25 protein-coding genes are annotated in these 23,393 nt (G+C 63.3%); 8 read left to right on the plus strand and 17 right to left on the minus strand.

What is annotated here, in order from left to right:
- Positions 1–254: 254 nt before the first annotated feature.
- A complete protein-coding gene (locus ENE74_RS15540; RefSeq protein ID WP_127691822.1) occupies positions 255–977 on the plus strand; it encodes an SDR family NAD(P)-dependent oxidoreductase in 723 nt (240 codons plus the stop codon).
- Positions 978–1,077: 100 nt separating this feature from the next.
- On the opposite strand, the gene ENE74_RS15545 is transcribed toward ENE74_RS15540, so the two are convergent.
- Entirely contained in the window at positions 1,078–1,284 is a 207-nt protein-coding gene (locus ENE74_RS15545) for a hypothetical protein (protein WP_127691823.1), read from the minus strand.
- 156 nt (positions 1,285–1,440) lie between these two features.
- Positions 1,441–2,820 (minus strand): M20/M25/M40 family metallo-hydrolase, encoded by a 1,380-nt coding sequence (locus tag ENE74_RS15550; protein ID WP_127691863.1) that lies wholly within the window; start codon positions 2,818–2,820, stop codon positions 1,441–1,443.
- Positions 2,821–2,926: 106 nt separating this feature from the next.
- Between ENE74_RS15550 and ettA the strand changes: the two genes are divergently transcribed.
- Complete coding sequence (ettA, locus tag ENE74_RS15555; RefSeq protein ID WP_127691824.1) at positions 2,927–4,606, plus strand: energy-dependent translational throttle protein EttA; 1,680 nt, start codon at positions 2,927–2,929, stop codon at positions 4,604–4,606.
- Between the two features lie 105 nt (positions 4,607–4,711).
- Here the strand turns inward: ettA and ENE74_RS15560 are convergent, their stop codons facing one another.
- The 7 genes from ENE74_RS15560 to ENE74_RS18325 all read right to left on the minus strand — a co-directional run bounded on the left by ENE74_RS15560 (position 4,712) and on the right by ENE74_RS18325 (position 9,504).
- Entirely contained in the window at positions 4,712–6,031 is a 1,320-nt protein-coding gene (locus ENE74_RS15560; protein WP_127691825.1) for a M28 family peptidase, read from the minus strand.
- A gap of 48 nt (positions 6,032–6,079) precedes the next feature.
- Entirely contained in the window at positions 6,080–6,871 is a 792-nt protein-coding gene (locus tag ENE74_RS15565; protein WP_127691826.1) for a metallophosphoesterase family protein, read from the minus strand.
- A 141-nt stretch (positions 6,872–7,012) separates the two neighbouring features.
- A complete protein-coding gene (gene dcd, locus ENE74_RS15570; RefSeq protein WP_127691827.1) occupies positions 7,013–7,567 on the minus strand; it encodes a dCTP deaminase in 555 nt (184 codons plus the stop codon).
- 1 nt (position 7,568) lies between these two features.
- The gene (locus ENE74_RS15575; protein ID WP_127691828.1) at positions 7,569–8,099 is read right to left on the minus strand and encodes a cytidine deaminase; all 531 of its coding nucleotides are present in this window, start codon (positions 8,097–8,099) and stop codon (positions 7,569–7,571) included.
- On the minus strand, positions 8,096–8,806 hold the full coding sequence (locus ENE74_RS15580) for a GH25 family lysozyme (protein ID WP_420902601.1): 711 nt from the start codon (positions 8,804–8,806) through the stop codon (positions 8,096–8,098). The genes ENE74_RS15575 and ENE74_RS15580 overlap by 4 nt, the downstream gene beginning before the upstream one ends.
- A gap of 2 nt (positions 8,807–8,808) precedes the next feature.
- Positions 8,809–9,291 carry a UPF0262 family protein gene (locus ENE74_RS15585; RefSeq protein WP_127691830.1) on the minus strand — a complete coding sequence of 161 codons (483 nt, stop codon included), beginning with the start codon at positions 9,289–9,291 and terminating at the stop codon, positions 8,809–8,811.
- A 12-nt stretch (positions 9,292–9,303) separates the two neighbouring features.
- Positions 9,304–9,504 (minus strand): hypothetical protein, encoded by a 201-nt coding sequence (locus ENE74_RS18325; RefSeq protein WP_164847516.1) that lies wholly within the window; start codon positions 9,502–9,504, stop codon positions 9,304–9,306.
- Between the two features lie 116 nt (positions 9,505–9,620).
- On the opposite strand from ENE74_RS18325, the gene ENE74_RS15590 reads away from it, so the two are divergent.
- Positions 9,621–11,108, plus strand: coding sequence for a replicative DNA helicase (locus ENE74_RS15590; RefSeq protein WP_127691831.1), 1,488 nt, complete (start codon positions 9,621–9,623; stop codon positions 11,106–11,108).
- Positions 11,109–11,121: 13 nt separating this feature from the next.
- Positions 11,122–11,961, plus strand: a complete 840-nt coding sequence (locus ENE74_RS15595; RefSeq protein ID WP_241242044.1) for a L,D-transpeptidase family protein — start codon at positions 11,122–11,124, stop codon at positions 11,959–11,961.
- On the opposite strand, the gene ENE74_RS15600 is transcribed toward ENE74_RS15595, so the two are convergent.
- The 8 genes from ENE74_RS15600 to ENE74_RS15635 all read right to left on the minus strand — a co-directional run bounded on the left by ENE74_RS15600 (position 11,953) and on the right by ENE74_RS15635 (position 19,523).
- Positions 11,953–12,327: a BLUF domain-containing protein gene (locus ENE74_RS15600; RefSeq protein ID WP_127691833.1), complete on the minus strand. Its 375-nt coding sequence runs from the start codon at positions 12,325–12,327 to the stop codon at positions 11,953–11,955. The genes ENE74_RS15595 and ENE74_RS15600 overlap by 9 nt on opposite strands.
- Positions 12,328–12,419: 92 nt before the next feature.
- Positions 12,420–13,196: a phosphoadenylyl-sulfate reductase gene (locus tag ENE74_RS15605; protein ID WP_127691834.1), complete on the minus strand. Its 777-nt coding sequence runs from the start codon at positions 13,194–13,196 to the stop codon at positions 12,420–12,422.
- Entirely contained in the window at positions 13,189–13,629 is a 441-nt protein-coding gene (locus ENE74_RS15610) for a DUF934 domain-containing protein (RefSeq protein WP_127691835.1), read from the minus strand. The genes ENE74_RS15605 and ENE74_RS15610 overlap by 8 nt, the downstream gene beginning before the upstream one ends.
- Complete coding sequence (locus ENE74_RS15615) at positions 13,622–15,253, minus strand: nitrite/sulfite reductase (RefSeq protein WP_127691836.1); 1,632 nt, start codon at positions 15,251–15,253, stop codon at positions 13,622–13,624. The genes ENE74_RS15610 and ENE74_RS15615 overlap by 8 nt, the downstream gene beginning before the upstream one ends.
- Before the next feature lies 1 nt (position 15,254).
- Entirely contained in the window at positions 15,255–15,551 is a 297-nt protein-coding gene (locus ENE74_RS15620; protein ID WP_127691837.1) for a DUF2849 domain-containing protein, read from the minus strand.
- Positions 15,548–16,324 carry a uroporphyrinogen-III C-methyltransferase gene (gene cobA, locus ENE74_RS15625; RefSeq protein WP_127691838.1) on the minus strand — a complete coding sequence of 259 codons (777 nt, stop codon included), beginning with the start codon at positions 16,322–16,324 and terminating at the stop codon, positions 15,548–15,550. Before cobA ends, ENE74_RS15620 begins: the two co-directional genes overlap by 4 nt.
- Positions 16,325–16,558: 234 nt before the next feature.
- Entirely contained in the window at positions 16,559–17,992 is a 1,434-nt protein-coding gene (gene astD / locus ENE74_RS15630; protein WP_127691839.1) for a succinylglutamate-semialdehyde dehydrogenase, read from the minus strand.
- A 130-nt stretch (positions 17,993–18,122) separates the two neighbouring features.
- Positions 18,123–19,523 carry a protein adenylyltransferase SelO family protein gene (locus ENE74_RS15635; RefSeq protein ID WP_127691840.1) on the minus strand — a complete coding sequence of 467 codons (1,401 nt, stop codon included), beginning with the start codon at positions 19,521–19,523 and terminating at the stop codon, positions 18,123–18,125.
- Here ENE74_RS15635 and ENE74_RS15640 point away from each other — a divergent pair.
- From ENE74_RS15640 to ENE74_RS15655, 4 genes are all read left to right on the plus strand, one after another.
- Positions 19,522–20,433, plus strand: coding sequence for an alpha/beta fold hydrolase (locus ENE74_RS15640; protein ID WP_420902602.1), 912 nt, complete (start codon positions 19,522–19,524; stop codon positions 20,431–20,433). The two genes, ENE74_RS15635 and ENE74_RS15640, sit on opposite strands and share 2 nt — an antisense overlap.
- The gene (locus tag ENE74_RS15645) at positions 20,399–21,556 is read left to right on the plus strand and encodes a glycosyltransferase (RefSeq protein ID WP_241242045.1); all 1,158 of its coding nucleotides are present in this window, start codon (positions 20,399–20,401) and stop codon (positions 21,554–21,556) included. The genes ENE74_RS15640 and ENE74_RS15645 overlap by 35 nt, the downstream gene beginning before the upstream one ends.
- Before the next feature lie 105 nt (positions 21,557–21,661).
- Positions 21,662–23,065, plus strand: coding sequence for an NAD(P)H-dependent flavin oxidoreductase (locus tag ENE74_RS15650; protein WP_127691842.1), 1,404 nt, complete (start codon positions 21,662–21,664; stop codon positions 23,063–23,065).
- A complete protein-coding gene (locus ENE74_RS15655) occupies positions 23,065–23,265 on the plus strand; it encodes a DUF2093 domain-containing protein (RefSeq protein ID WP_127691843.1) in 201 nt (66 codons plus the stop codon). Before ENE74_RS15650 ends, ENE74_RS15655 begins: the two co-directional genes overlap by 1 nt.
- Positions 23,266–23,393 lie beyond the last annotated feature (128 nt).

Raw genomic sequence — 23,393 nt, forward strand, 5'->3', positions numbered from 1 at the left:
CGCAAGCCAAGCATTGTCTACACTTAGCTGGGTTCAGGCAGACGAGCGTTCGGGCGAGCTGGCCGCTGGTGCCGCGCGCGTTGCTCGTTTATGACCGTAATCAATTGAAACGAAGCCATGCGGAACATCAGGAAATCATCGCCGTGCCCGACGCGCGACACGAATTGGCCAGTGCCGTCATCACCGGCCATATCCGCCGCGCCGCGCATGTCTATCGGGCTTGACGCGATGGAAGTTGATGGGGGTCGTGGCCTATGACCGGGGCGGTGGCGGTGGTTGTCGGCGCGTCGGGTGCGATTGGTCGGGCAGTTGTTGCGCAGCTCGCACAGGATGCGCGCTTCGACGCGATCGTGGCACTCAGTCGGAAGCAGCAAGATTGGGAGCCGTCGCATGTTCAGGCCATGCCGATCGACCTCTTGGACGAGGCCACTATTGCCGCTGCTGTTCAGCCGGTAGCGGCGCTGGGCGCATTGCGGCTGGTGTTCGTCGCTACCGGCATGCTGCACGATGACGGGCATCAGCCGGAGAAAAGCTGGCGTGCGCTCGATCCGGCGGCGCTCGCCCGCAGCTTCGCGGTCAATGCTATTGGCCCCGCCCTGGTCGCCAAGCATTTGCTCCCCCTGTTCCCGCGCGAAGGCAAGGCAGTGTTTGCGGCATTGTCCGCGCGCGTCGGCAGCATCGCGGACAATCGTCTGGGCGGTTGGTATGGCTATCGCGCTTCGAAGGCTGCGCTGAACCAGATGATCCGCACGCTGGCGATCGAACTGGCACGGTCGCGGCCGGAGGCGCTGTGCGTCGGGCTGCATCCCGGTACGGTGGTCAGCGACTTGTCCCAACCTTTCGCTCGCAACCGCGCGCAGGACGATTTGTTTACGCCGGAGGTGAGCGCCCGTCACCTGCTATCGGTCATCGACGGCCTGTCGGCGTCGGACAGCGGCGGCCTGTTCGCGTGGGACGGATCGGCCATTCCATTCTGAAACGGCACGGGGGCACCATTGGCCACCCCGCTGCTAACCCAAAAAAAGGGCAGCCCGCACCTGCGGACTGCCCTTTTTATCTCTGGCAAAAAGCCGAGGATTACATCGCGTTGTCGGCGGCGTTTTCCATGGCGTTCGCAGCGTTCATGGTGTTGTCGGCAGCGTTTTCCATCGCATTAGCAGCGTTTTCAACGACGTTTTCGACAACAGCGTTCGAAGCGTTCGCGGTTTCGTTCTTCGGGGTTTCACCGCAAGCGGCGAGCGCCATCAGGCTGGCCGAAGCGAAAACAGCAGCGATCTTCTTCATCTTGTATGGCTCCCATAGCATTAGCACGCGGGGGTTTTCAGGCCCGTACGCGAGCGACCCGCATTAGCGTGTGCGGTCCACAAATCAACGATTTTTTGGCGCCGGTGAACCGATCGAATCACGCGACGACCCGTTCTCTACTACAGAAGTTTGCATTCAGCGCAATTGCTCATCTGCATTGGCGGCCAGCGCCAGAACCGTGGCCCACGCCGCCACATTCTGCCGCAACTGCGCCGGGTCGATCTTGTCGAGAGTGTCGTCGGCAGTGTGATGCAGGTCAAAATAGCGTGTGCCATCCTGCTGCAGATCGATCACCGGAACACCTGCGGCGACCAGGGGGGCGATATCCGCACCGCCGCCCGCGGGCTGTGATCCCTTGCCGATGCCGAGTGGCGCGAGCGCGTCAGCGATGCGCGCGGCCAGTGGCGCGCCTGCGGCGGGAAACTTGAAATCAACCCGCCAGACGCGGTCCGCGCCGAAATCCGATTCGAGCGCAAGCACATGCCGCTCCTCCTTGTGCGCCGCAAAATAGGCGCGTGCGCCAAAGCCACCCACTTCTTCCGATCCGGCCAGCAGCAGCCTGATGGTGCGACGTGGCCGTTCGTTCTTCATGACGAGCCGCGCGGCCGCAGAGGCGATGGCGCAGCCCGCACCGTCGTCGATGGCGCCGGTACCCAGATCCCAGCTATCGAGATGACAGGCTGCAACGATGATCCCTGCCGCCGGATCGGTTCCCGGCACTTCGGCAATGACGTTGCCCGACGCCTGGTCGCCAATGAAGCGGGGCGTCAGCGTCAGTGCGACGCGCACGGGTTTCCCGCCTTTCATCTGCGCCTTGCGCAGCATCCGTTCCAGATTTTCGGCATCTGGAACGGAGAGCGCCGCGGCGGGGATCGGCGTCACGCCCTCGGCCCACATCTGCACACCGGTATGCGGCGTGCGGTGGTTGTCTGTGCCGATGGATCGGATCAAAATCGCTGCTGCGCCTTTTTTCGCGGCGATGCTCGGTCCCTGACGGCGGACAATGCCGAAATAGCCATAGCTTGAGCCATCCTGCGTCGCCTTCATCGCATGGCTGACGAAGGCAATCTTCCCTTTGAGGCGATCGGGCGCCGCTGCCTCCAGATCGGCGATCGTGGGGAAATAGACGACTTCGGCTTCCAGGCCATTGGCAGGCGTTGCACCGCTGTTGCCCAGCGCCGTGACGATCAGCGTCTGCGGGAAAGGCGCGACGACTTTCGCGGTCTCGGCGCCACGTACCCATGTCGGCATGATATAAGGTTCGGCGCGCACGTTGGCAAAACCCAGCGCCTTGAGCCGCGCGACGGCCCAGTCGCGTCCGCGCGCCTCGTCGGCGGTCCCGGCCGGGCGCGGCCCCACTTCCGTCGTCAGGTCCGAGACAAAATCCCAGGCGATCTCGTCCGCCATCGCCTTTTCCTGCAAGCCTGCGACATCGGGCGGCGCGGCCATTGCAGGCGTGGAAAGGGACATCGCCGAAAGGGCGAGTGCGAGCGGGGCCGATCGGATTTTCTGCATGGATGACGGCGTAGCGCGCATCTGCCCATTTGCCAATATCGGCGCGCTCGGCTAACCGGGCGCGATCCAACTGCTATCCTGTCCCAGAGCGGAGAGACTTCTCAACATGGCCGTCCAATACAGCTTCGTCATGAAGGGCCTGACCAAGACCTTCCCCGGCGCGAACAAGCCGCTGTTCAACAACATTCATCTGCAATTCCTGCCCGGCACGAAGATCGCGATCATCGGCGTGAACGGCGCGGGCAAGTCCACGCTGATGAAGGTGATGGCCGGATATGACAAGGATTTCACGGGGGAGGCCTGGGCCGCAGAAGGCCTTCGTGTCGGATATCTGGCGCAGGAACCGCAACTCGACAACAGCAAGACGGTGAAGGAAAATGTCATGGACGGGGTGCGCCCCGTCGCCGACATGATGGAGCGGTTCAACAAGATCAGCGAGATCATGGGCGATCCGCCCGAAGACGCCGATTTCGATGCGCTCATGACCGAAATGGGCGAGTTACAGGAAAAGATCGACGCTGTTGACGGCTGGACGCTCGACAACCAGCTTGAGATTGCGATGGAGGCGCTGCGCTGTCCGCCCGGTGACTGGTCGGTCGAAAATCTGTCCGGCGGGGAAAAGCGCCGCATCGCGCTGTGCCGCCTGCTCCTCGAAAAGCCCGATATCCTGCTGCTCGACGAACCGACCAACCATCTGGACGCCGAAAGCGTATCCTGGCTCGAACAGCATCTCATCAACTACGCCGGCAACGTCATCCTCGTCACCCACGACCGCTACTTCCTCGACAATGTAGTGGGCTGGGTGCTGGAACTCGATCGCGGGCGCGGCATCCCCTATGAAGGCAATTACTCCGCCTGGCTGGAGGCGAAGGCCAAGCGGATGGAGCTGGAAGAGCGCGAGGACGCGGGACGTCAGAAAGCGATCAAGGAAGAGCTGGAGTGGATCCGGCAATCGCCCAAGGCGCGCCAGACCAAGAGCAAGGCCCGTATCCGGGCGTTCGACGAACTGGTCGAAAAGCAGGAAAATCGTGCGCCGGGCAAGGCGCAGATCGTGATCCAGACGCCCAAGCGGCTCGGCGGGAAGGTGATCGAGGCGCATGGCCTTTCAAAATCCTATGGCGACAAGCTGCTGTTTGAAAATCTGAACTTCCTGCTGCCGCCCGGCGGCATTGTCGGTGTGATCGGACCGAACGGCGCCGGCAAATCGACTTTGTTCCGGCTTATTACGGGGCAGGAGACGCCGGATGAAGGCAAGATCGAGGTCGGCGAAACGGTGCAGCTTGGCTATGTCGATCAGAGCCGCGACTCCCTTGACCCCAATCACAACGTCTGGGAGGAAATCTCCGGCGGGCACGACATGATGACCATCGGCAAGCATGAAATCCAGACGCGTGCCTATGTGGGCGCGTTCAATTTCAAGGGGCCGGACCAGCAGAAGAAGGTCGGGCAGCTATCGGGCGGGGAGCGCAATCGCGTCCATCTGGCCAAGATGCTCAAGGAGGGCGGCAATGTCCTCCTGCTCGACGAACCGACCAACGATCTCGACGTGGAAACGCTGCGCGCGCTGGAAGACGCGCTGGAGAACTTTGCTGGTTGCGCCGTGGTCATCAGCCATGACCGCTTCTTTCTCGATCGTCTTGCCACGCATATTCTGGCGTTCGAGGGGAACAGCCATGTCGAATGGTTCGAAGGCAATTTCGAAGCCTATGAGGAAGACAAGCGTCGCCGCCTGGGCGATGCCGCCGATCGCCCCACTCGCGTCGCGTACAAGAAACTGACGCGGTGAGTGAGGCATAAACTGTTCCCCGGTGAAAGCCGGGGTCCAGAGTCGCGCAGTACAGCCCTCGTCTCGCTGGACCCCGGCTTTCGCCGGGGAACAGATGTCGGATTTCTACCGCCGCGGTGCCATGCCGCCGAAGGTGACAAGGCTTTCCGCGCCGGTCGCGCTCAGCGCCGCCACGCCGATGAACGTGTCGTCCACGATCACATCCTTCAGCAGCGTTTCGGTCGCCCCGGTGACGATGCGACTGTCGGTCCACTCCTGCGCATCCGCGCGGCGCCAGCGGACGCGATAGGCCGTGGCACCCGGCACGGCATCCCATGTCACTCTGGTGTCGGAAGACACTGCGCCGTCCAGGCTGACCGTGGCAGGGGCGGATGGTGCCGAGGCGATTTCCCGCAGCGCCGCGACGTTGAGTGCCGTCACTTTCGCGAGATAGCCAAAGTCCATGGCATCGACCGTATCGCCATAGACGCGGCCACCCTCTGTGCGCAGATCCTGATGCTGGCGATCGTAATTTTCGATCCCGACGGAGAAGCGCACGGCCGGATAGCCTGCCTCCAGCAGCGGGGTGTGATCGCCGCCACGCCCGAAGCGGTCAGGCCGACGTACCGCGAACACATCGAGGCCGATGGAAGGCGTGTTTTCTGCGATGCCGTCGATCTTCTTGGCCAGCGCGCGGGACGGGCTGTCATCCTCGCCACCGATACCACGCCGCGCGAGCGCGCCCTTGATGTCGGCTGAGGACTGAATACCCTCGGAAAAGACGCGGATGCGCTGATCGACAATCTGGCCATTGGTGCCCAGCGTGTTGCCAACGATATCGTTGTTGAGCATCGCGCGCACATTCCAGCCCCGCGCCTTGGCTGTCGCCGCGAGCAGCTTGCCGCCCCACAAGCCCTGTTCCTCACCCGAAAGCAGCGCGTATACGATCGTACCGTCGAACCTTTCGCCTGCGAGCACCCGTGCGGCCTCTATGACCAGCGCGGTGCCGGACCCGTCGTCATTCGCGCCGGGCGCATCGCTGGTGAAATCCATCACGTCGCTCACCCGGCTGTCGATATGCCCCGCGACGATCACCACGTCGTTCGGGTTGCCCGTGCCGCGCTGAATTGCCAGCACGTCGACGACCTCGACGCCGTCAGGGGCGCGCGGTCCGCTGAACCGGTCGGCGACGGTCTCGACTGTCAGGCATCCGCCGCAACTCTTTGCGATCCGGGCAAATTCGTCTGCACTCCATTTGCGCGCGGCGCCGATACCGCGCTTGGGATCGGTCGCCGACGACAATGTATGCCGCGTTCCGAAACTGACCAGCCTTTCGACGGTCGTTTTCAGCCGGGCGGGATCGGGTGCCTTGCTTTGCGCAACGGCCGGACCGGCAACAGACAGGGCGGCGGCGGTGCCAAAGGCAATCAGAATGTGCGCTTTCATGCCCGAGTTGTGCAATGCCCGGCATCGCTTGGCAATGGGCGAGGCCAACTAATCGGCGGTCGATAGGAACCAGCGATCCGTGCCCTGAAGGCCGATCGCCGTCAGTCGTTCGCTCATATAAGCGCCGGTATCTATGCCGATGCGGTTGGGGTGCACGTCCACTGCTTCGGTAATGGTATGTCCATGTACGATGACCTTGCCGAAATTGGCCCGACTGACCAGAAACTCGTTGCGTATCCAGCGCAGGTCGCCTGGGTCCTGCTTGTCCAGAGGAATACCGGGGCGCACGCCGGCGTGCACGAACAGATAATCGCCGATCTCGATCATGTTTTCGAACGCGTCGATGAAATCGACATGGTCGCGGGGCACATTGGCGAGCATCCACGCAGCAAGCTGCTCGCCGTCCATCGTGTCGAACGCCGCCGGATCAAGGCCGTAGCTCAGCAGAGTTTCGCGGCCGCCGATCCGGCAGAAGAACCTGGCGACGCCGACATCGCCACGGGCGGCGCCGACGAACAGTTCCTCATGATTGCCTTTCAGGAACCGGATGCGCTTGCTGTTCTGCGCAAGGTGCATGGCATAGTTCACCACGTCGCGCGACGCTGGACCGCGATCGACAAGATCGCCGAGCAGGATCAATTGGGTGGGTAAAGGTTCGCGGTCCGCGCTGTCCCTTGCAATGCGGTTCAGCAGATCGGCGAACAGGTCCGCACGGCCGTGGATGTCCCCGATCGCATAGATGCGCTGCGCCTCTCCGACACTGGCGGGCCGCGTTTCGGCATCAAACTGATCCGGTCCACCGCGATAACCGCCGCGGACCTTGCGGAAAAAATGCAGCATCCCTGTTTGCCATGCCGGTATTCTGTGCGGCATCGTGCTGTCGGTTGTCAGCATGATGCGTCCGCCGATTGCCCGGTGCTTATCGACGTCTGACCACCGGCATAGCAAATGCGTTCACCTGTTGAAAGGCGCAGCTTTTCGTCAAAGGCGCGGCAGGGTTACGCCGCGTTGCCTCATATATTTGCCCGCGCGATCGGCATAGCTCGTCTCGCACGGCTCGTTCCCCTGAAGAAACAGGAACTGGCAGGCCCCTTCGTTGGCGTAGATCCGTGCAGGCAGGGGGGTGGTGTTTGAAAACTCCAGCGTCACATGCCCTTCCCAGCCCGGCTCCAGCGGCGTGACGTTCACGATGATCCCGCAGCGCGCATAAGTGGATTTGCCGAGGCAAATGACGAGCACATCGCGCGGCACACGGAAATATTCGACCGTGCGGGCCAGCGCGAAACTGTTCGGCGGGATGATGCACACGTCAGTCTTTCGATCGACAAAACTGTTGGCGGCAAAATCCTTCGGATCGACGATCGCGCTGTCGACATTGGTGAATATCTTGAACTCGTCAGCCACGCGCGCGTCATAACCATAGGATGACAGGCCGTAGCTGATGCAGCCATCGCGCCGCTGGCTTTCCACAAAAGGCTCGATCATGCCCATTTCCTGCGTCTTGGCTCTGATCCATTTGTCGGAAAGTATCGCCATTTCAGTCGTCCTTCACGGGCGCTATGCCCAGATTGGCGGGGCCGAACGCGTGGGGCAGCAGATCGGCGACGCGGTGATGCTCAATCGCCGCGCCAACGGGTGCCGCGCAATAGATGGCAAGGGTGCGACCCGCCATCTGTTCGGCTTCGTTCATCACCTGCCGGCAGCGGCCGCAGGGCGTTACGATCCCGGTGCCATCCGGCGCATCCATCGCTCCGCCGCATAGCGCGATTGCCGCCACGTCGCGCAGACGCCCCAGCGCATTGACGCTCGCCAATGCCACGGTTTCGGCACAAAGCGACAGGCCGTAGCTGGCATTTTCAAAGTTGCTGCCGGTTACGACCGTGCCGTCGGTCAGGCGCACTGCCGCCCCTACGGCAAAGCGGCTGTAGGGTGCATGGGCATGGGTCATCGCTCCCCGCGCGGCGGCGACAAGCTCGTCGACATCGCTGTCGGCCAAGGCGGGGCCGTCGGCCAGGGCGGGGCCGTCGGCCAGGGCGGGGCAGTCGGGAAGGGCGGGCGTAACGGTCATGGCTTTACCACGTTCCATTCCACCGGGGCGTCGATCCCGTCAAGCTGCCGCATCGTCGATGCGGTCCACATTACCCAGGGACGGCTGGCATAATCGGGCGCAAGGAAATCACCCTCCAGCCACAGCGTACGATAGATGCCCTTGCCGACATCATAACGATCGTCAAAGGCGCGCGATACCCGTACCACGGCCTGCTTGCCTTCATGTGCCTCGATGAGGTTGAGGAAAGTGTTGAGCGCGGACAGGACAGTGTCGCGCGAAGGCCGGGCGGCGCAGTCGGCCCTGAAATCGAGCCGCACGACCGGCGGCAAGGCAGCATTGTCGCGCGGGACGGTGGCGATGAACAGGGTCGCCTGATCCACCGCACGATCGCACAGGCTGAAATTATGGACGGCCCCGTATCGCAGGCCCGCCGCGCGCGCATCTGCCCAGTTGACGGCGAAGCGGCTGTCGCGGATGTCCGCGCCCGACGACGCCGTCAGATAGGCGAAATCGGCATGGCGCGCGCGCACCGTGCGCCAGTCGATCGCGCCATGCGCCTCGCCGACCGACAGGCCCTGCATCGGATAGTCATCCCGCGATGGCGCCCATTGGCGGGCATAGACCCAGCCCGCCGCCACCAGACCCGCAATCAGCGCCACCAGCAGAGCGACGCGCAAAAGCGTGCCGCCATAGCCGCGGCTGCGGCGACGTGCTTGTGCCGTCACGATCATCCCTTGATATGCAGGACGCACAGCAGGGTGAACAGGCGGCGGGCTGTGTCGAAATCCACGTCGATCTTGCCATCCAGCCGTTCCTTGAGGATTTCGGCCGCTTCGTTGTGGATGCCGCGCCGGGCCATGTCGATCGTTTCGATCTGCTGCGGCGTCGCGGCGCGGATCGCCTGATAATAGCTGTCGCAGATCGCGAAATAATCCTTGATGGCGCGGCGGAAGCGGGCAAGCCCGAGGATGATGGTTTCCAGCGGCGTCCCGTCTTCCCTGCCGATGTCGATCACCAGCCGCCCTTCCTCCACGCCCAGCCGCACCTTGTAGGGACCGGCGTAGCCATCGGCATGCTGGCGCTGCGGCGCGAAATGATTTTCCTCCAGAAGGTCAAAGATCGCGATCCGCCGCTCCTGCTCGACATCGGCATTGCGCCAGAGGATCGTGCGCTGGTCCAGCTCGATATCTATGATGCGGGGGTCGGACATGATGTCTGCATGTCACTGCGGCGGCGCGCCCCGAAATGCAAGGGGATGATGGATATCTGTTGCACCGGCGGTGTGGCAGGCCCTTGTCCGGCGCGGCATGCTGGATTCCGCATCGCCCAAGTTGCGGAAGTTGCGGCGTTGAAACCCGCAGAAATACTGGCTTTCCAACAAATCCAACGCAAAAATACTTTGGGCCGGACCTGACTTCATCAACGGCTGGCAAGGGGCACTTGTCCACAGTCTTGTCCACATCCTCATCAACAGTCCTTCCACAGCGGTTTGCCGCATCGCCTCTTGCCCCGAATCCCGAACAGGCCGATGATGACGCCATGGCTGAAGTGATGCAATTGATGCCCGTCGGTGAGGCGGTGGCGCAGGAACTGCCACGCAATGTGGAGGCGGAAGCGGCGCTGCTTGGCGCCTTGATGATCGACAACCGGATTGCCGAGGATGTGCAGATGAAGCTGCGCGCCGAGCATTTCTTCGATCCGCTCCACGGGCGTATCTATGATGCGGTCATGCGCCTGCTCGAAAAGAACATGGTCGCCAATCCGGTTACACTGAAACCGCTGCTGGAAGCCGATGAGGCGCTGCGGTCTCTGGGCGGCGCGGCCTATCTGGTCCAATTGACCGGCAACAACGCGGCGCTCATCGGCGCGCGCGATTTCGCAACGCAGATTTACGATCTCGCCCTGTTGCGCGAACTGGTGGGGGTGGGGCGCGAATTGGTCGAGAATGCGCTCGACACCAGCGAATCGGTCGATCCCAAGGCGCAGATCGAAGCGGCCGAAGTTGCGCTGTACAAGGTGTCCGAGGGCGAAGGCGAAAGCGGGTCGGTCAAGAGCTTCCTGACCGCCAGCACCATGGCGGTGCGGCAGGCCGAACGCGCGCTCAACAGCGGGGGCCATCTGTCCGGCATCACAACGGGGCTTACTTCGCTGAACGAGAAGATCGGCGGCCTGCACAATTCCGACCTTATGATTCTGGCCGGCCGACCGGGGATGGGCAAGACGTCGCTTGCCACCAACATCGCCTATAATGCGGCGTCGCGCTGGGTGCGGGATGAGGCGGACGGCATCGACCGTGCGAAGAACATGGGGGCAAAGGTTGCGTTCTTCTCCCTCGAAATGTCGGCCGATCAGTTGGCAACGCGCGTGCTGGCCGAACAGTCCGGCATCAGCGGCGAGGCGCTGCGCATGGGCAAGATCAGCCATGCCGATTTCCAGAATCTGTCGCGCGCCGCGCGCGAATTGCAGGACTTGCCGCTGTTCATCGACGACACGCCGGGCCTCACCATCGCGGCACTGCGCACCCGCGCGCGGCGGCTGAAGCGGCGGCACGACATCGGCTTCATCGTGGTCGACTATCTTCAGTTGCTGCAGGGCACGGGCAAGGGCGGCGACAACCGCGTTCAGGAAATCTCCGAAATCTCGCGCGGCCTGAAAACGCTCGCGAAGGAACTGCATGTGCCGGTGCTGGCACTGTCGCAGCTGAGCCGGGCCGTCGAACAGCGCGAGGACAAGCGCCCGCAATTGTCCGACCTGCGCGAATCGGGATCGATCGAGCAAGACGCCGACATGGTGTGGTTCGTCTATCGCGAGGATTATTATGTGGCTGCCAAGCAGCCGGGCGACGTGGAAAGCGAGGAGCATCGTGCCTGGGCGGAGGAGATGGATCGCATCTTCGGCCTAGCCGAGCTGATCGTCGCCAAGCAACGCCATGGCGCAACCGGGCGCATCCGTCTGAAATTCGATGCCAAGATCACCAAGTTCAGCGATCTGGCCGAAGACAATTATGGTGCGATTGCCTATGAGTAGGCGCGTTGCGGCCTTGCTCCTGATTTTCGCTGCGGGAGTGCCGGTCGCGGCCGCCGCCGCCTTGCCGGATCGTTTCGCGATCGGGCGCGCCGCCGGTCTGAAAGCCGGACAATTTCTGTGGGACGAAACGGATACCGGGACCGGCCCGGTCGCAATCATGGTCAGCATCGATCGACAGCATCTCTACGTCTGGCGCGGCGAGGCGCTGATCGGCATTTCTACGGTATCGACGGGCAAGCCTGGCAAGGCGACGCCGCTGGGCGAGTTTCGCATCCTCCAGAAGAATGTCCATCATCGCTCGAACCTCTACAGCAATGCGCCGATGCCCTATATGCAACGGCTGACCTGGACCGGCATTGCAATCCACGGTGGCGAACTGCCCGGCTATCCGGCGTCGCATGGCTGCATCCGTGTGCCGCTCGCTTTTGCCAAGCTGTTGTTCGCGGCAACCGACATGGGTGGGGTCGTCAGCGTCTCCGATGGGCAAAGCGGGCCGTTTCTGCGCATCGAGGCGGATATCGCGTCGCTTTCGGCCGACGCTGCGCCAAGCTGGGACGCGACATCCGCGCCAGTCAGAATGGCGCAGGCCGCGCCCGTTGCGCCGATCGAGGCACCCGCTTCGGCACCGCGCGCAACCAGCGTCAAGCCGTCGGCACCGGCTATTCCTGTTGCACCGCGGCTAACCATGGCGCCCGTCGCACTGGCGCAGGCAGATCTGGCGACACCGCCGCTGCCCCCGACGCGGGTCTTGCAGATATCTGCGAAACCCGAAGGCGAACCGTCAGCGCCGCATTGGCGCGTACCCTATTACGGTGCGGCGCAATCCGCTGGCCAAAGCCGCTCGTCAGAGTAGCGCGGCAGCGTCCGTATCGGCCAGCAGCGCGTCTGTTGCCTTGCTCAGCATGGCATTGGATGTCCGGTCGTCATGGGCCATCGCCCACGCGCCGAATTGGCGATGCGGCAATTGACGCTGCTTGATGATACGGATGTCTTGGTGTCGCGCATCCTTGACGATCTTGTCGAACAGCAAGTCGACAACGGCGTCCGGCCCTTCCAGCGCCTGCACGAAATGCTGCGGCGTACACACAAGGACGCCGGTGACATCGAGCAGACTGTTGTTCCTGCGCGATACGGGAAGAATATGCTGGCACATGTCCTGCGCCGATGAACCACAGGCGCGGCTCATGTAGACAAGCTGATAAATCAAAATGGCGACCAATCTGTTTTGTTGGCTGCGCCCGTAGCGCAATCGTTAACAATTGGCCAGCGATGTTGCCATAATTATCATAGATTGCTGATTTGGTGATGCAATCAGAAGGACGGCAGGTTGGCCGGATCGTCCGGGTCCAGCGAAGAAACGGGCGCGTGAATGCCGCATTCCACCTTGTCCCACCCGCGCCAGCGGCCCGCGCGCGGGTCTTCGCCGGGCAATACCTTCGACGTGCAAGGCTCGCAACCGATGGACGGATAGCCCTGTTCCTCCAGCGGATGGCGTGGCAGGGCGTGGCTGTCGAAATAGGCGTCCAGCATCTCCTTCGTCCAGTCACCGATGGGATTGATCTTGAGCTGGCCGTTCTCGACTTCAAATCGCGCGATGTTCTGCCGCGTCGCCGCCTGAAACGCCTTGCGTCCCGAAATCCAGGCGTCGAGGCCGCGCTTGGCCCGTGCCAGCGGCTCGACCTTGCGGATCGCGCAGCAGCCATCGGGGTCATAGGACCAGCGCAGGCCGGTTTCGTCCTTCTTCGCCAGCACGTCCACGTCCGGCGTGACAGTCAGGCTGTTGCGGATGCCAAGCTGTGCGACAAGCTGATCGCGATAGGCCAATGTTTCGGGAAACATCTTGCGCGTATCAACGAAGATGACGGGCACTTCGGGGTCTGCCTGCGCCACCAGATGAAGGAGAACAGCACTTTCGGCCCCGAACGAAGAGACGGTCGCCACCCGGCCGAGCGCCCCCTCGGTAAATAGGGTGCGTAACATGGAGAGGGCATCGACGCCGGCAAAGCGCGCATTGAGCACATCGGCATCCGCCTGCGTGAAGGCAGGGCGTGCGTCGATGACATCCAGCACGCGCGCCGCCTCAGCCATGGGTCGTCTCGGGGTGACGCTTCGCCCACACGGGCGCGCGGCCATCGACCGTCTTTTGATAGACATCGGCATAGCGGGCGAGGGCTGCATCGACCGCTGTCTGATCGAAAGGATGATCGGGCCGGAAGCTGTCGAAGCCGCACCGGCGCATCGCCACGATCTGATCGACCAGTACGTCGCCCACCGCGCGCAATTCGCCCGTATAGCCTGCCTCGCGCAGGATGCGGGCTGCCGAATAGCCGCGTCCATCGCCGAAAACCGGAAAGTTCACTTCCACCAGTGAAATGCGATCAAGGGAGGGCAGCAGGGCGCGGGCATCGTCGCCCGGTTCGATGCGGACGGCCGTGGCATTGGTCTGCCCGGCGAACGCCTCAAACGTTACCGCAGGTTCCTGGCCCGGTTCGTCATCGCGAAACGAGAGGAAATCAACCATAGAGCGCCTCCTTGAACGGCTTCATGCCGATCCGGCGATAGGTGTCGAGAAACCGCTCGCCTGCGGTGCGCTCGCGCACATAGATGTCGGTGACCTTTTCCACCGCATCGACGATGCCGTTCTCGTCGAAACCGGGGCCGGTGATTGCACCCAGGCTGGCGTCTTCCGCGCCCGAACCACCCAGCGAAAGCTGATAGTTTTCGACGCCTTTGCGATCGACCCCCAGGATGCCGATATGGCCCGCATGATGGTGCCCGCAGGCATTGATGCAGCCGGAAATCTTGAGCTTGAGTTCACCCAGATCGCGCTGCCGCGCCGGATCGGCAAAGCGGTTCGCGATTTTCTGCGCGACGGTGATCGAGCGCGCGTTGGCGAGGCTGCAATAGTCGAGACCGGGGCAGGCGATGATGTCGCTGATCAGGTCCAGATTGGCTTCGGCAAGACCCACATCGTCCAGCGCCTGCCAGATGGCGAACAGGTCCGCCTTCCTGACATAGGGCAGCACCAGATTCTGCGCATGGGTGACGCGCAGCTCGTCCATCGAATAGCGTTCGGCAAGATCGGCGACGAGATCGATCTGCGCCGAGGAGGCGTCGCCCGGTATGCCGCCCGCAGGCTTCAGGCTGATGTTGACGATGGCATAACCGGGCTGCTTGTGCGCTTTGACGTTCTGGTCGATCCACAGCGCGAAGGCCGGATCGCTGCGGTCCACGCTGTCAGGCAGGCCGCTTTCATAGGCGGGGTCGGCGAAATAGCCGCGAATACGGTCCAGTTCCGCCGTCGGCGGATCGAGGCCGAGTTGCTTCATCGCGGCAAACTCTTCCTCCACCTGACGGCGATATTCGTCCGCGCCCAGCTCATGCACCAATATCTTGATACGCGCCTTGTACTTGTTGTCGCGGCGGCCATAACGGTTGTAGACCCGTAAAGCGGCCTCGACATAGGAAATCAGGTCTGATTCCGGCACAAAATCCCGGATTTCGGGGGCAACCATCGGGGTGCGCCCCATGCCGCCACCAGCGAACACACGCGCACCGACGACGCCGTCACGCTGCACAAGCTCGATGCCGATGTCGTGCAGCCGCATCGCCGCGCGATCCTCCGGCGAGGCAATGACCGCAATCTTGAACTTGCGCGGCAGATAGCTGAACTCCGGGTGAAAGCTCGACCACTGGCGCAGCAATTCCGCCCACGGGCGAGGATCGGCCACTTCGTCGGCCGAAACGCCCGCATATTGATCGGAAGAGATATTGCGGATGCAGTTGCCGCTGGTCTGGATGGCATGCATTTCCACCGTGGCCAGCTCGGCGAGAATATCGGGCGCATCCTCCAGCTTGATCCAGTTGTACTGGATGTTCTGGCGTGTCGTGAAATGGCCGTAATCGCGGTCATATTTCCGCGCGATATGGGCGAGCATCCGCATCTGCCTGCCCGAAAGCGTGCCATAGGGGATGGCGACGCGCAGCATATAGGCGTGGAGTTGCAGATACAGGCCATTGGTCAGCCGCAACGGCTTGAACTGATCTTCGGTCAGCGCGCCGGACAGGCGGCGGGCGGTCTGGTCGCGAAACTCGGCAACCCGGGCCTCGACGATCGACTGGTCATACTGGTCATAACGATACATGTCAGATCACCCATTGTCCGGCTTCGGGATCAGCCGGTTTCAGCGTCAGGTCGGGGCGGACGGTCGGGCCGAGCGCGCGGATGCGATCCTTGATATGGGCCGGGCGCGGACCGTCATCGGTGGGCGTTGCGTCGATCACATAGGCGCCCACCACATGGCGCGCCGCTTCCTCGCGCCGCGCAAGATCGTCGCCCATGTCGCCGACATCGACCGCTTCGGCGATCTGGCGGGACCAGCCGTCGCCTGCCCACCAGATGACATCGCCGGTCGGCAGGTCGTTGCCCGTCAAAATCTTCACGAAAGCCTCTCCATCTGCGCTGCGAAAGCCTCCAGCCTGTCCTCGGCATTGCCGCGCAGTACCACGTCGCCCACCACGATCAGCGCGGGGCTTTGAACCTGTTCGCGCCGGATCATGCCGCCCAGATCGGCCAGCAGGGTGCGCAGAGCACGAGCGTCGCGGCGCGTACCCTTTTCCAGCACGGCCACCGGCGTGGCGGGCGACAGGCCGTCGGCAATCAGCTTCTCGGCAATGGCGTCCGCCGTGGCGATGCCCATGTAGATGACGAGCGTGCGTCCCTTGCCCGCCAGACCCGACCAGTCCTGGTCGCTCAACCCCTTGCATTGCCCGGCCACGAACGTGACGGCGCTGGCGGCATCGCGATGGGTCAGCGGCATTTGCGCCTGCGCCGCGCAGCCGATCGCCGCGCTGATGCCCGGCACGATCTCTACCGGAACACCGGCCGCATGGCAGGCTTCTGCTTCCTCACCGCCGCGTCCGAAGATGAACGGGTCGCCACCCTTCAGGCGCACGACATCCCGTCCGGCCAGTGCCTCTTGCACCAGCAGGGCATTGATCTGGTCCTGCGGCATGGAATGACGGCTGCGGCTCTTCGCTACGGACAGGAGCCGCGCGTCCGGTCTTGCCATCGCCAGAATGGCGGCATCGACAAGCCCGTCATGCACGATCAGCGTCGCGCTGGCGATCAGCCGCGCCGCGCGCAGCGTCAGCAGGTCGGGATCGCCCGGCCCTGCACCGACCAGATAGACTGTTCCGGGGGAAGACTGTTCCATGGCGGGCATGTGGCGAACCTGACGCGGCATCGCAACCCAGAATGGATTGCCTGGCGGGTAGGAAATGTTTGGGGTGTGCAGGCTAGTCGCGCTTATCCCTATCAAACATCCAGCTTTGTTCCCCTGCGCAAGCAGGGGTCCAGGGTTTCAAGCGACAATGTTTCGGTCCCTGGACCCCCGCTTGCGCGGGGGAACTTCCTCCTACGTCTCCGGTGCGTCAAGCACGCGAACCGTTCAGTCGCCCATCGCCGACACGTCGATTTCCTTGAGCCCCACGCCCATGCTGGCGCGTGGCTGTTCCGCTTCGGAGGAGACGACCGGATAGGCGCAGTAATCGGCCGCATAATAAGCGCTGGCGCGATGATTGCCCGACAGGCCGACGCCGCCGAAGGGGGCCGCTGACGACGCACCGTTGGTTGGCCGGTTCCAGTTGACGATACCCGCGCGGATGTTCGCCCAGAACTGGTCATAATGGTCCGGCGTGCCGCCGATCAGGGCCGCGGACAGCCCATAGCGGGTGTTGTTCGCTTCCGCGATCGCCGCGCCGAAATCAGGCACGCGGATCACCTGGAGCAGGGGGCCGAACAGCTCGATGTCGGGTCGCTCGCGCATGTCGGTCACGTCGATCATCGCGGGCGAGACGAACGGCAAGTCCTTGTGCGGACGCACCATATGCTTGATCGGCCGCCCGCCGTTGCTCATGAGGATCAGAAAGCTCTCGGTCAGGCCGTCGGCGGCCTGATTGTCGATCACCGGTCCCATATAGGGCTGGGGGTCGGCATGCGGGTGGTCGACGATGATACGGTCGGCGATCTTGCGGATCTCCGCGATCAGCGGCTGTGCCAGGCTTTCGCGCACGATCAGCCGCTTGGCCGCGGTGCATCGCTGGCCCGCCGACAGGAATGCCGATTGCGCGACGAGCACCGCGGCACTCGCGATGTCGGGCGTATCCCACACGACGATGGGATTGTTGCCGCCCATTTCGAGCGCAAGAATCTTGTCGGGCTGGCCCGCGAACGCCTTGTTGATCGCAATGCCGGTGTTCGCCGAACCCGTGAACAAGATTCCGTTGACGTCGGGATGCGCCGTCAGCGCGCGCCCTTCCTCCGGTCCGCCGACGATCAGGCGCACCAGGTCCGTCGGCACACCGGCCTGATGATAGAGATCGACCAGCATCGCGCCGACCGCCGGTGTCTTTTCGGACGGCTTGAACACCACGGCATTGCCCGCGATCAGCGCGGGCACGATATGCCCGTTGGGCAGATGCGCCGGGAAATTATAGGGACCGAGCACCGCCATCACGCCATGCGGCTTGTGCCTGACCGCCTGTTTCATGCCGAGGGCACCTTCCAGTCGCTTCATGCCCGTGCGTTCGGAATAAGCGGCGATCGAAATGTCGACCTTGCCGATCACGGCCGCGACTTCGGTTTTCGCGTCCCACAGCGGCTTGCCCGTTTCGCGGGCAATAAGGTCGGCCAGCGCCTCTTCCTTCGCGCGCACGGCGTTGGCAAAGCGGCGCATCGTCTCGATGCGGATGGCGAGCGGCTTTGCCGCCCACAGCGCCCAGGCATTGCGCGCGCGCGCCACTTCGGCCGGAACATCGCTGATCGCGTGTTCCCACAATTTGGCGCCTGTCGCAGGTTCGATGGAAGTCAGGGTAGAGGACATGGATGGGATATGGCCCAATTGGATCGGAGTTGAAAGGGGCAGGCCGTCTTGGGCCTCGCGGGATGAACAGAAGCGGAATGCCGGACGGGACAGTTACGCCTGAACCCCGGCCCCGGTTGCATAGGCGCTGCTAGGGAATGTCGGGTGCATCGCCATGCGCCTGCCCCATATGGCGGATGGCGGCGACCTTGGCATGCAGCGGCTGCCAATCGTCGCGTTCGGCAATCGCGGCCCAGATCGCCTCGACTTCCTCGATATGCAGGGAACAGGGCATGTCCCCCTGCCAATAGGGATGGGCGCGATCGCCCGATGGCGCAAAGGTAGCGGCGGCTGCCCGAACATTGTCCCATTGGGGCGCTTCATAGTGCGCGGCATTGCGGAGGTCGCCCCCGCGCCAGTCGAAGAAGAAACGGTCGATCTCGGTGCGTGTCTCGATCAGTGCGCGAACGGCATCCTCCACAAAAGCGGCCGATGTCGCATGATCGGCAGGCGTCAGCCCCAGCCGCCAGAAGAACCGCAGAACCAGCCTTTTCGGATAGATTTCCGCAAATTGTTCCAGCGCCGCGATGAGCGGGGCGGCCTCCGAAACGAGCCGCAGCGAAACCGCAAGTTGCGCCACGTCCCAATGGATCGCTTCCGCCTGCCGAGCGAAGGCATACAGACCCTGATGATCGAAATAGGCTGCGGTAAAGCCTGGCGTCCATTCGGGCGTAAAGCGCCAGGGGCCATAATCGAAGCTCTCGCCCGTCACATTGATATTGTCGCTGTTGAGTACGCCGTGGACGAAGCCTGCGACCATATAGCTGGCGGCCAGATCGGCAGTGCGCGCCACGACATGGTGCAGCAGCTGCGACGCGGGATGATCGCCGGGTTCCTCGTCGTATAGTTCGCGCAGGCTGTAGTCGATCAGGCGCGTCATCAGTGCCGCATTCCGCTCGAACGCCGCACGCTGAAAGGTGCCGATGCGGATGTGCGAATGGCTGAGACGGGTGAGTACGGCCGAGCGAGTCGGCGAAGGCTCGTCGCCGCGATACAGCGCCTCGCCGGTTTCGATCACCGAGAATGTCCTGGAGGTATAGACGCCCAGCGCCTCCAGCATTTCGGTCGCCAGGATTTCCCGCACGCCGCCTTTCAGCGTGAGTCGCCCGTCGCCCGCGCGGCTCCACGGTGTGACGCCCGATCCTTTGGTGCCCAGGTCGAGCAGACGACCATGCCCGTCGCGCAGCTGCGCAAACAGAAATCCGCGGCCGTCCCCGATGTCGGGATTATAATGTTGAAACTGGTGCCCGTGATAGCGCAGCGCCAGCGGCTGCGGCTGATTGTCCGGTAGCGGCACGAAACGGGCAAAATGTGCGACCCACGCCGCGTCATCCAGACCATCCAGTCCAACCGCCGCCGCCCAGCGATCGTTGCGAAAGCGCAGGATCGTCTGCGGGAAATCCGCCGGGGTGACCGGATCGGACAGGTCCGGTCCCAGCGACGCGATTTGCGGGGCGGGCGTGTAATTGGCGGGTTGCAGGGGAAAGCGCATGGCGCAATATGGGGTACGCAGCGCGAAAGGATCAAGTTTGTCGGAATATCGCGACGCATATTGGTGGTCGAACGACGGCCTGCGGCTGCATTATCGCGATTATGCAGGCGGAGATGACAGACGCCCGGCCCTGCTCTGCCTGCCCGGGCTGACGCGCAATGCGCGCGATTTCGCGCCGCTTGCCGATCGCATGGCGGGCCAGTGGCGGCTGATCTGCCCCGATCTGCGCGGGCGCGCCGAAAGCGCCTATGCCAAGGATCCCATGACCTATGTGCCGCTTACATATTTGCAGGATCTGGAACGGCTGCTTGCCGATCTCGCGCTGACGCGCTTCGTTGTGGTGGGCACCTCGCTCGGCGGGATCATCGCCATGCTGATGGCCGCGACTCGGCCCGACCGGCTGGCGGGTGCCGTCCTCAACGATGTCGGGCCGAAGATCGAGGAAAGCGGGCTGGCGCGCATCAGGGGCTATGTCGGCACCGGGAGCACGCACCCGACCTGGGTTCATGCGGCGCGGGCGCTCGCGCAGAACAATGCCGACGTCTATCCCGACTATCACCTCGATGATTGGCTGGCGATGGCGAAACGGCTCTATCGGCTCAACAGCGGCGGCCGCGTGGTGCTGGATTACGACATGCGGATCGCGGAGCCGCTGCGCGTGCCGGGGGGCGAGGCAGGTGTTGATCTCTGGCCGTCCATGGCCGGTTTCCGGTCTGTGCCGACGCTCATCCTGCGCGGGGAACGATCCGACTTGCTGAGCGCGGAGACCGCGGCGCGCATGCAGCACGACATCGGCGCGAGTGCCACGCTGGCGACGGTGCCGCGGGTTGGCCATGCGCCAACGCTGATGGAGCCGGCGGCGATCGCCGCGCTCGATGCGTTGCTGGACCGTGTTCGTATCGATGCCTGAACGGCCGCAGCTGCTGCATCTCCACAGCAGTTTTGATCTGGGGGGGAAGGAAGCCCGCGCGGTCCAGTTGATGAACCACTGGGGCGATCGCGCGCGGCATGCGATCGTCAGCGGTGTGGCCGGTGCGATCGGCGCGCGGGATGCGATCATGTCGCATGTGCCCGTCGACTTTCCCGACGCCCCCTCGCTCGAAGGCAAGCCGGGCCTCGTCCGCTATCTTGCGCTTGCCCGTTTCATGCGACGCTACGATCTGGTTCTGACGTACAACTGGGGGGCGATGGACGCGGTGATGACGCACCGGCTGTTTGGCCGGACGATGCGCCTGCCGCCCCTTATTCACCATGAGGACGGGTTCAACGCTGACGAAGCCGACGGCTTGAAGCGCAAGCGCAACCTGTACCGGCGGATCGGGCTGGCGCGGGCATCGGCGCTGGTCGTGCCCTCGCGCGTGCTGGAAGGCATCGCCCGCGACGTGTGGCACCAGCCATACGAGCGTATCCATCTGATTCCCAACGGTATCGATATCGCGCGATATGCCACGCCGCCGCAGGCCGATGCGCTATCCGGTCTGGTGCGCAGACCGGGCAAGCTGCTGGTGGGCACGCTGGCAGGCTTGCGGCCGGTCAAGAACATTCCGCGGCTCGTCCGCGCGATCGCGCCACATCGTGACCGGCTGCAACTGGTGGTGGTCGGCGAGGGGCCGGAGCGCGCGGCGATTGCGGCGCAGGCGCACACGTGCGGCATGTCGGACATCCACTTCGCCGGATTTCTGCCTGACCCCTGGCGGTTCATGGGCCTTTTCGATATCTTCGCCTTATCGTCCGACAGCGAACAATTCCCCATCTCGCTGGTCGAGGCTATGGCCAGCGGATTGCCGGTTGCCGCGACCGATGTCGGGGATGTGACGCAGATGCTCGCGCCCCCCAATCTGCCGTTCGTGGCGCGGGACGAGGCCGGTCTTTCGGCGGCACTTGGCCGTCTGGCGGACGATGCTGCCCTGCGCACGGCACTGGGTGTCGCCAACCGGACGCATGCCCGGCAATATTTCGGCGAGCAGGCCATGATCGACGCCTATGCCGCGCTTTACGGCAATACACTGGCACGACCGGATGTTTTGCGCTAGGGCGCGCGTTATTTTCCGGTCATTGCGCGCCTGAAATTGGTATAGAGATCAATCCGCAGTGCGCGTGTCCGGTTGTGTGTAGTGCCATCCTGTTGGGAGAGTATATTGTTCAAGGGGTTGAAGCCTATCGTTTATGGCGGACGTGAAGTCTGGCCACTGGTCGAGGGCGGCAAGGGTGTGGCGGTTTCCAACCATTTGAGTTCGGGCGCGTGGGCGGCGGCCGGGGGCATCGGCACGGTATCGGCGGTCAATGCCGACAGCTACGATGCCGAAGGCAAGATCATTCCGCAGGTTTACAGTGCCAAGACCCGTCGGGAACGGCACGAGGAGCTGATAACCTATGCGATCGACGGCGCCGTCGAGCAGGTGAAACGCGCCTATGAGATTGCGGGGGGCAAGGGCGCGATCAACATCAACGTCCTGTGGGAAATGGGCGGTGCCCAGCGCATCCTGCATGGCGTGCTGGAGCGGACGCGCGGCATGGTTGCGGGTGTCACCTGCGGCGCGGGCATGCCCTACAAGCTCAGCGAAATCGCGGCGTCCTACAACGTCAGCTATCTGCCGATCGTATCGTCGGCCCGCGCTTTCCGGGCGCTATGGAAGCGCGCCTACAGCAAGGCGGCCGAGTTTCTTGCCGCCGTGGTCTATGAAGACCCTTGGCTGGCGGGCGGCCATAACGGCCTTTCCAATGCCGAAGACCCGCGCCAGCCCGAAGACCCCTATCCGCGCGTCAAGGCCCTGCGTGAAACGATGCGTGAAGGCGGCATCGCCGACAGCGTGCCGATCGTCATGGCCGGTGGCGTCTGGCATCTGAAGGACTGGAACGACTGGATCGACAATCCCGAGCTGGGGGCGATCGCTTTCCAGTTTGGCACCCGCCCGCTGCTGACCCAGGAAAGCCCGATTCCCCAGGAATGGAAGGACCGGCTGACGCAGCTTCAGGAGGGCGACATCCTGCTGCATCGCTTTTCACCGACGGGCTTCTACTCCTCGGCCGTGCGCAACCCTTTCCTGCGCCATCTGGAATCGCGGTCGGAACGGCAGATCGCCTTCAGCCTGGAGCAAGCAGGCGACCATACCCATCAACTCGACGTTGGCGTGAAGGGCAAGAACTTCTGGGTCACGCGCAACGACCTGCTGCGCGCGCGCCAGTGGGTGGGCGAAGGCTTCGGCAGTGCCCTCAAGACACCCGACAATACGCTGGTGTTCGTGACGGATGCCGACAAGGCGATCATTCGCAAGGACCAGGCCGATTGCATGGGCTGCCTGTCGCAATGTGCCTTTTCAAGCTGGATGGACAGCGACACCAATTCGACTGGTCGTCTCGCCGATCCACGCAGTTTCTGCATCCAGAAAACCTTGCAGGACATCGCCCACGGCGGACCGGTGGACCAGAATCTGATGTTCGCAGGCCATGGTGCCTATCGGTTCGGCAAGGACCCCTTCTACTCGAATGGGTTTGTGCCGACGGTAAAACAGCTTGTCGACCGCATTTTGACGGGCGACTGATGGCAGATATTCCAGGACTGGCGGTTCTGCATTATGAGACGCCGCATTTCGACGTCGTGCGTCCCGGCCAGTTCGTGCTGTGTGCGGTGAGTGGGGAACGGATCCCGCTCGATCACCTCATGTACTGGAGCGCGGAGTTTCAGGAGGCTTATCGCGGCGCACCGGAGGCGACGGAAGGGTTTCTGCGGCGGCGGGGGTAGGGGTCGTCACTTGCATGACTAAACAGTAACCGTTCGCCCTGAGTAGGGACTGAGCGAAGTCGAAGGCCCGTATCGAAGGGTCGCGTCAAAGCTCAATCCTTCGATACGACACTTCGACAGGCTCAGTG

Source organism: Sphingobium algorifonticola (genome assembly GCF_004005485.1).
Taxonomy (GTDB): domain Bacteria; phylum Pseudomonadota; class Alphaproteobacteria; order Sphingomonadales; family Sphingomonadaceae; genus Sphingobium; species Sphingobium algorifonticola.

Coding starts and splice junctions, on each gene's coding strand:
- ENE74_RS15545 (WP_127691823.1), bottom strand. CDS start 1,284: ATGAAGAAGATCGCTGCTGTTTTCGCTTCGGCCAGCCTGATGGCGCTC.
- ENE74_RS15635 (WP_127691840.1), bottom strand. CDS start 19,523: ATGCGCTTTCCCCTGCAACCCGCCAATTACACGCCCGCCCCGCAAATC.
- ENE74_RS15615 (WP_127691836.1), bottom strand. CDS start 15,253: ATGTATCGTTATGACCAGTATGACCAGTCGATCGTCGAGGCCCGGGTT.
- ENE74_RS15605 (WP_127691834.1), bottom strand. CDS start 13,196: ATGGCTGAGGCGGCGCGCGTGCTGGATGTCATCGACGCACGCCCTGCC.
- ENE74_RS15645 (WP_241242045.1), top strand. CDS start 20,399: ATGCGTTGCTGGACCGTGTTCGTATCGATGCCTGAACGGCCGCAGCTG.
- ENE74_RS15540 (WP_127691822.1), top strand. CDS start 255: ATGACCGGGGCGGTGGCGGTGGTTGTCGGCGCGTCGGGTGCGATTGGT.
- ENE74_RS15560 (WP_127691825.1), bottom strand. CDS start 6,031: ATGAAAGCGCACATTCTGATTGCCTTTGGCACCGCCGCCGCCCTGTCT.
- ENE74_RS15590 (WP_127691831.1), top strand. CDS start 9,621: ATGGCTGAAGTGATGCAATTGATGCCCGTCGGTGAGGCGGTGGCGCAG.
- ENE74_RS15585 (WP_127691830.1), bottom strand. CDS start 9,291: ATGTCCGACCCCCGCATCATAGATATCGAGCTGGACCAGCGCACGATC.
- ettA (WP_127691824.1), top strand. CDS start 2,927: ATGGCCGTCCAATACAGCTTCGTCATGAAGGGCCTGACCAAGACCTTC.
- astD (WP_127691839.1), bottom strand. CDS start 17,992: ATGTCCTCTACCCTGACTTCCATCGAACCTGCGACAGGCGCCAAATTG.
- cobA (WP_127691838.1), bottom strand. CDS start 16,324: ATGGAACAGTCTTCCCCCGGAACAGTCTATCTGGTCGGTGCAGGGCCG.
- dcd (WP_127691827.1), bottom strand. CDS start 7,567: ATGGCGATACTTTCCGACAAATGGATCAGAGCCAAGACGCAGGAAATG.
- ENE74_RS15610 (WP_127691835.1), bottom strand. CDS start 13,629: ATGGTTGATTTCCTCTCGTTTCGCGATGACGAACCGGGCCAGGAACCT.
- ENE74_RS15575 (WP_127691828.1), bottom strand. CDS start 8,099: ATGACCGTTACGCCCGCCCTTCCCGACTGCCCCGCCCTGGCCGACGGC.
- ENE74_RS15565 (WP_127691826.1), bottom strand. CDS start 6,871: ATGCTGCATTTTTTCCGCAAGGTCCGCGGCGGTTATCGCGGTGGACCG.
- ENE74_RS15655 (WP_127691843.1), top strand. CDS start 23,065: ATGGCAGATATTCCAGGACTGGCGGTTCTGCATTATGAGACGCCGCAT.
- ENE74_RS15550 (WP_127691863.1), bottom strand. CDS start 2,820: ATGCAGAAAATCCGATCGGCCCCGCTCGCACTCGCCCTTTCGGCGATG.
- ENE74_RS15640 (WP_420902602.1), top strand. CDS start 19,522: ATGGCGCAATATGGGGTACGCAGCGCGAAAGGATCAAGTTTGTCGGAA.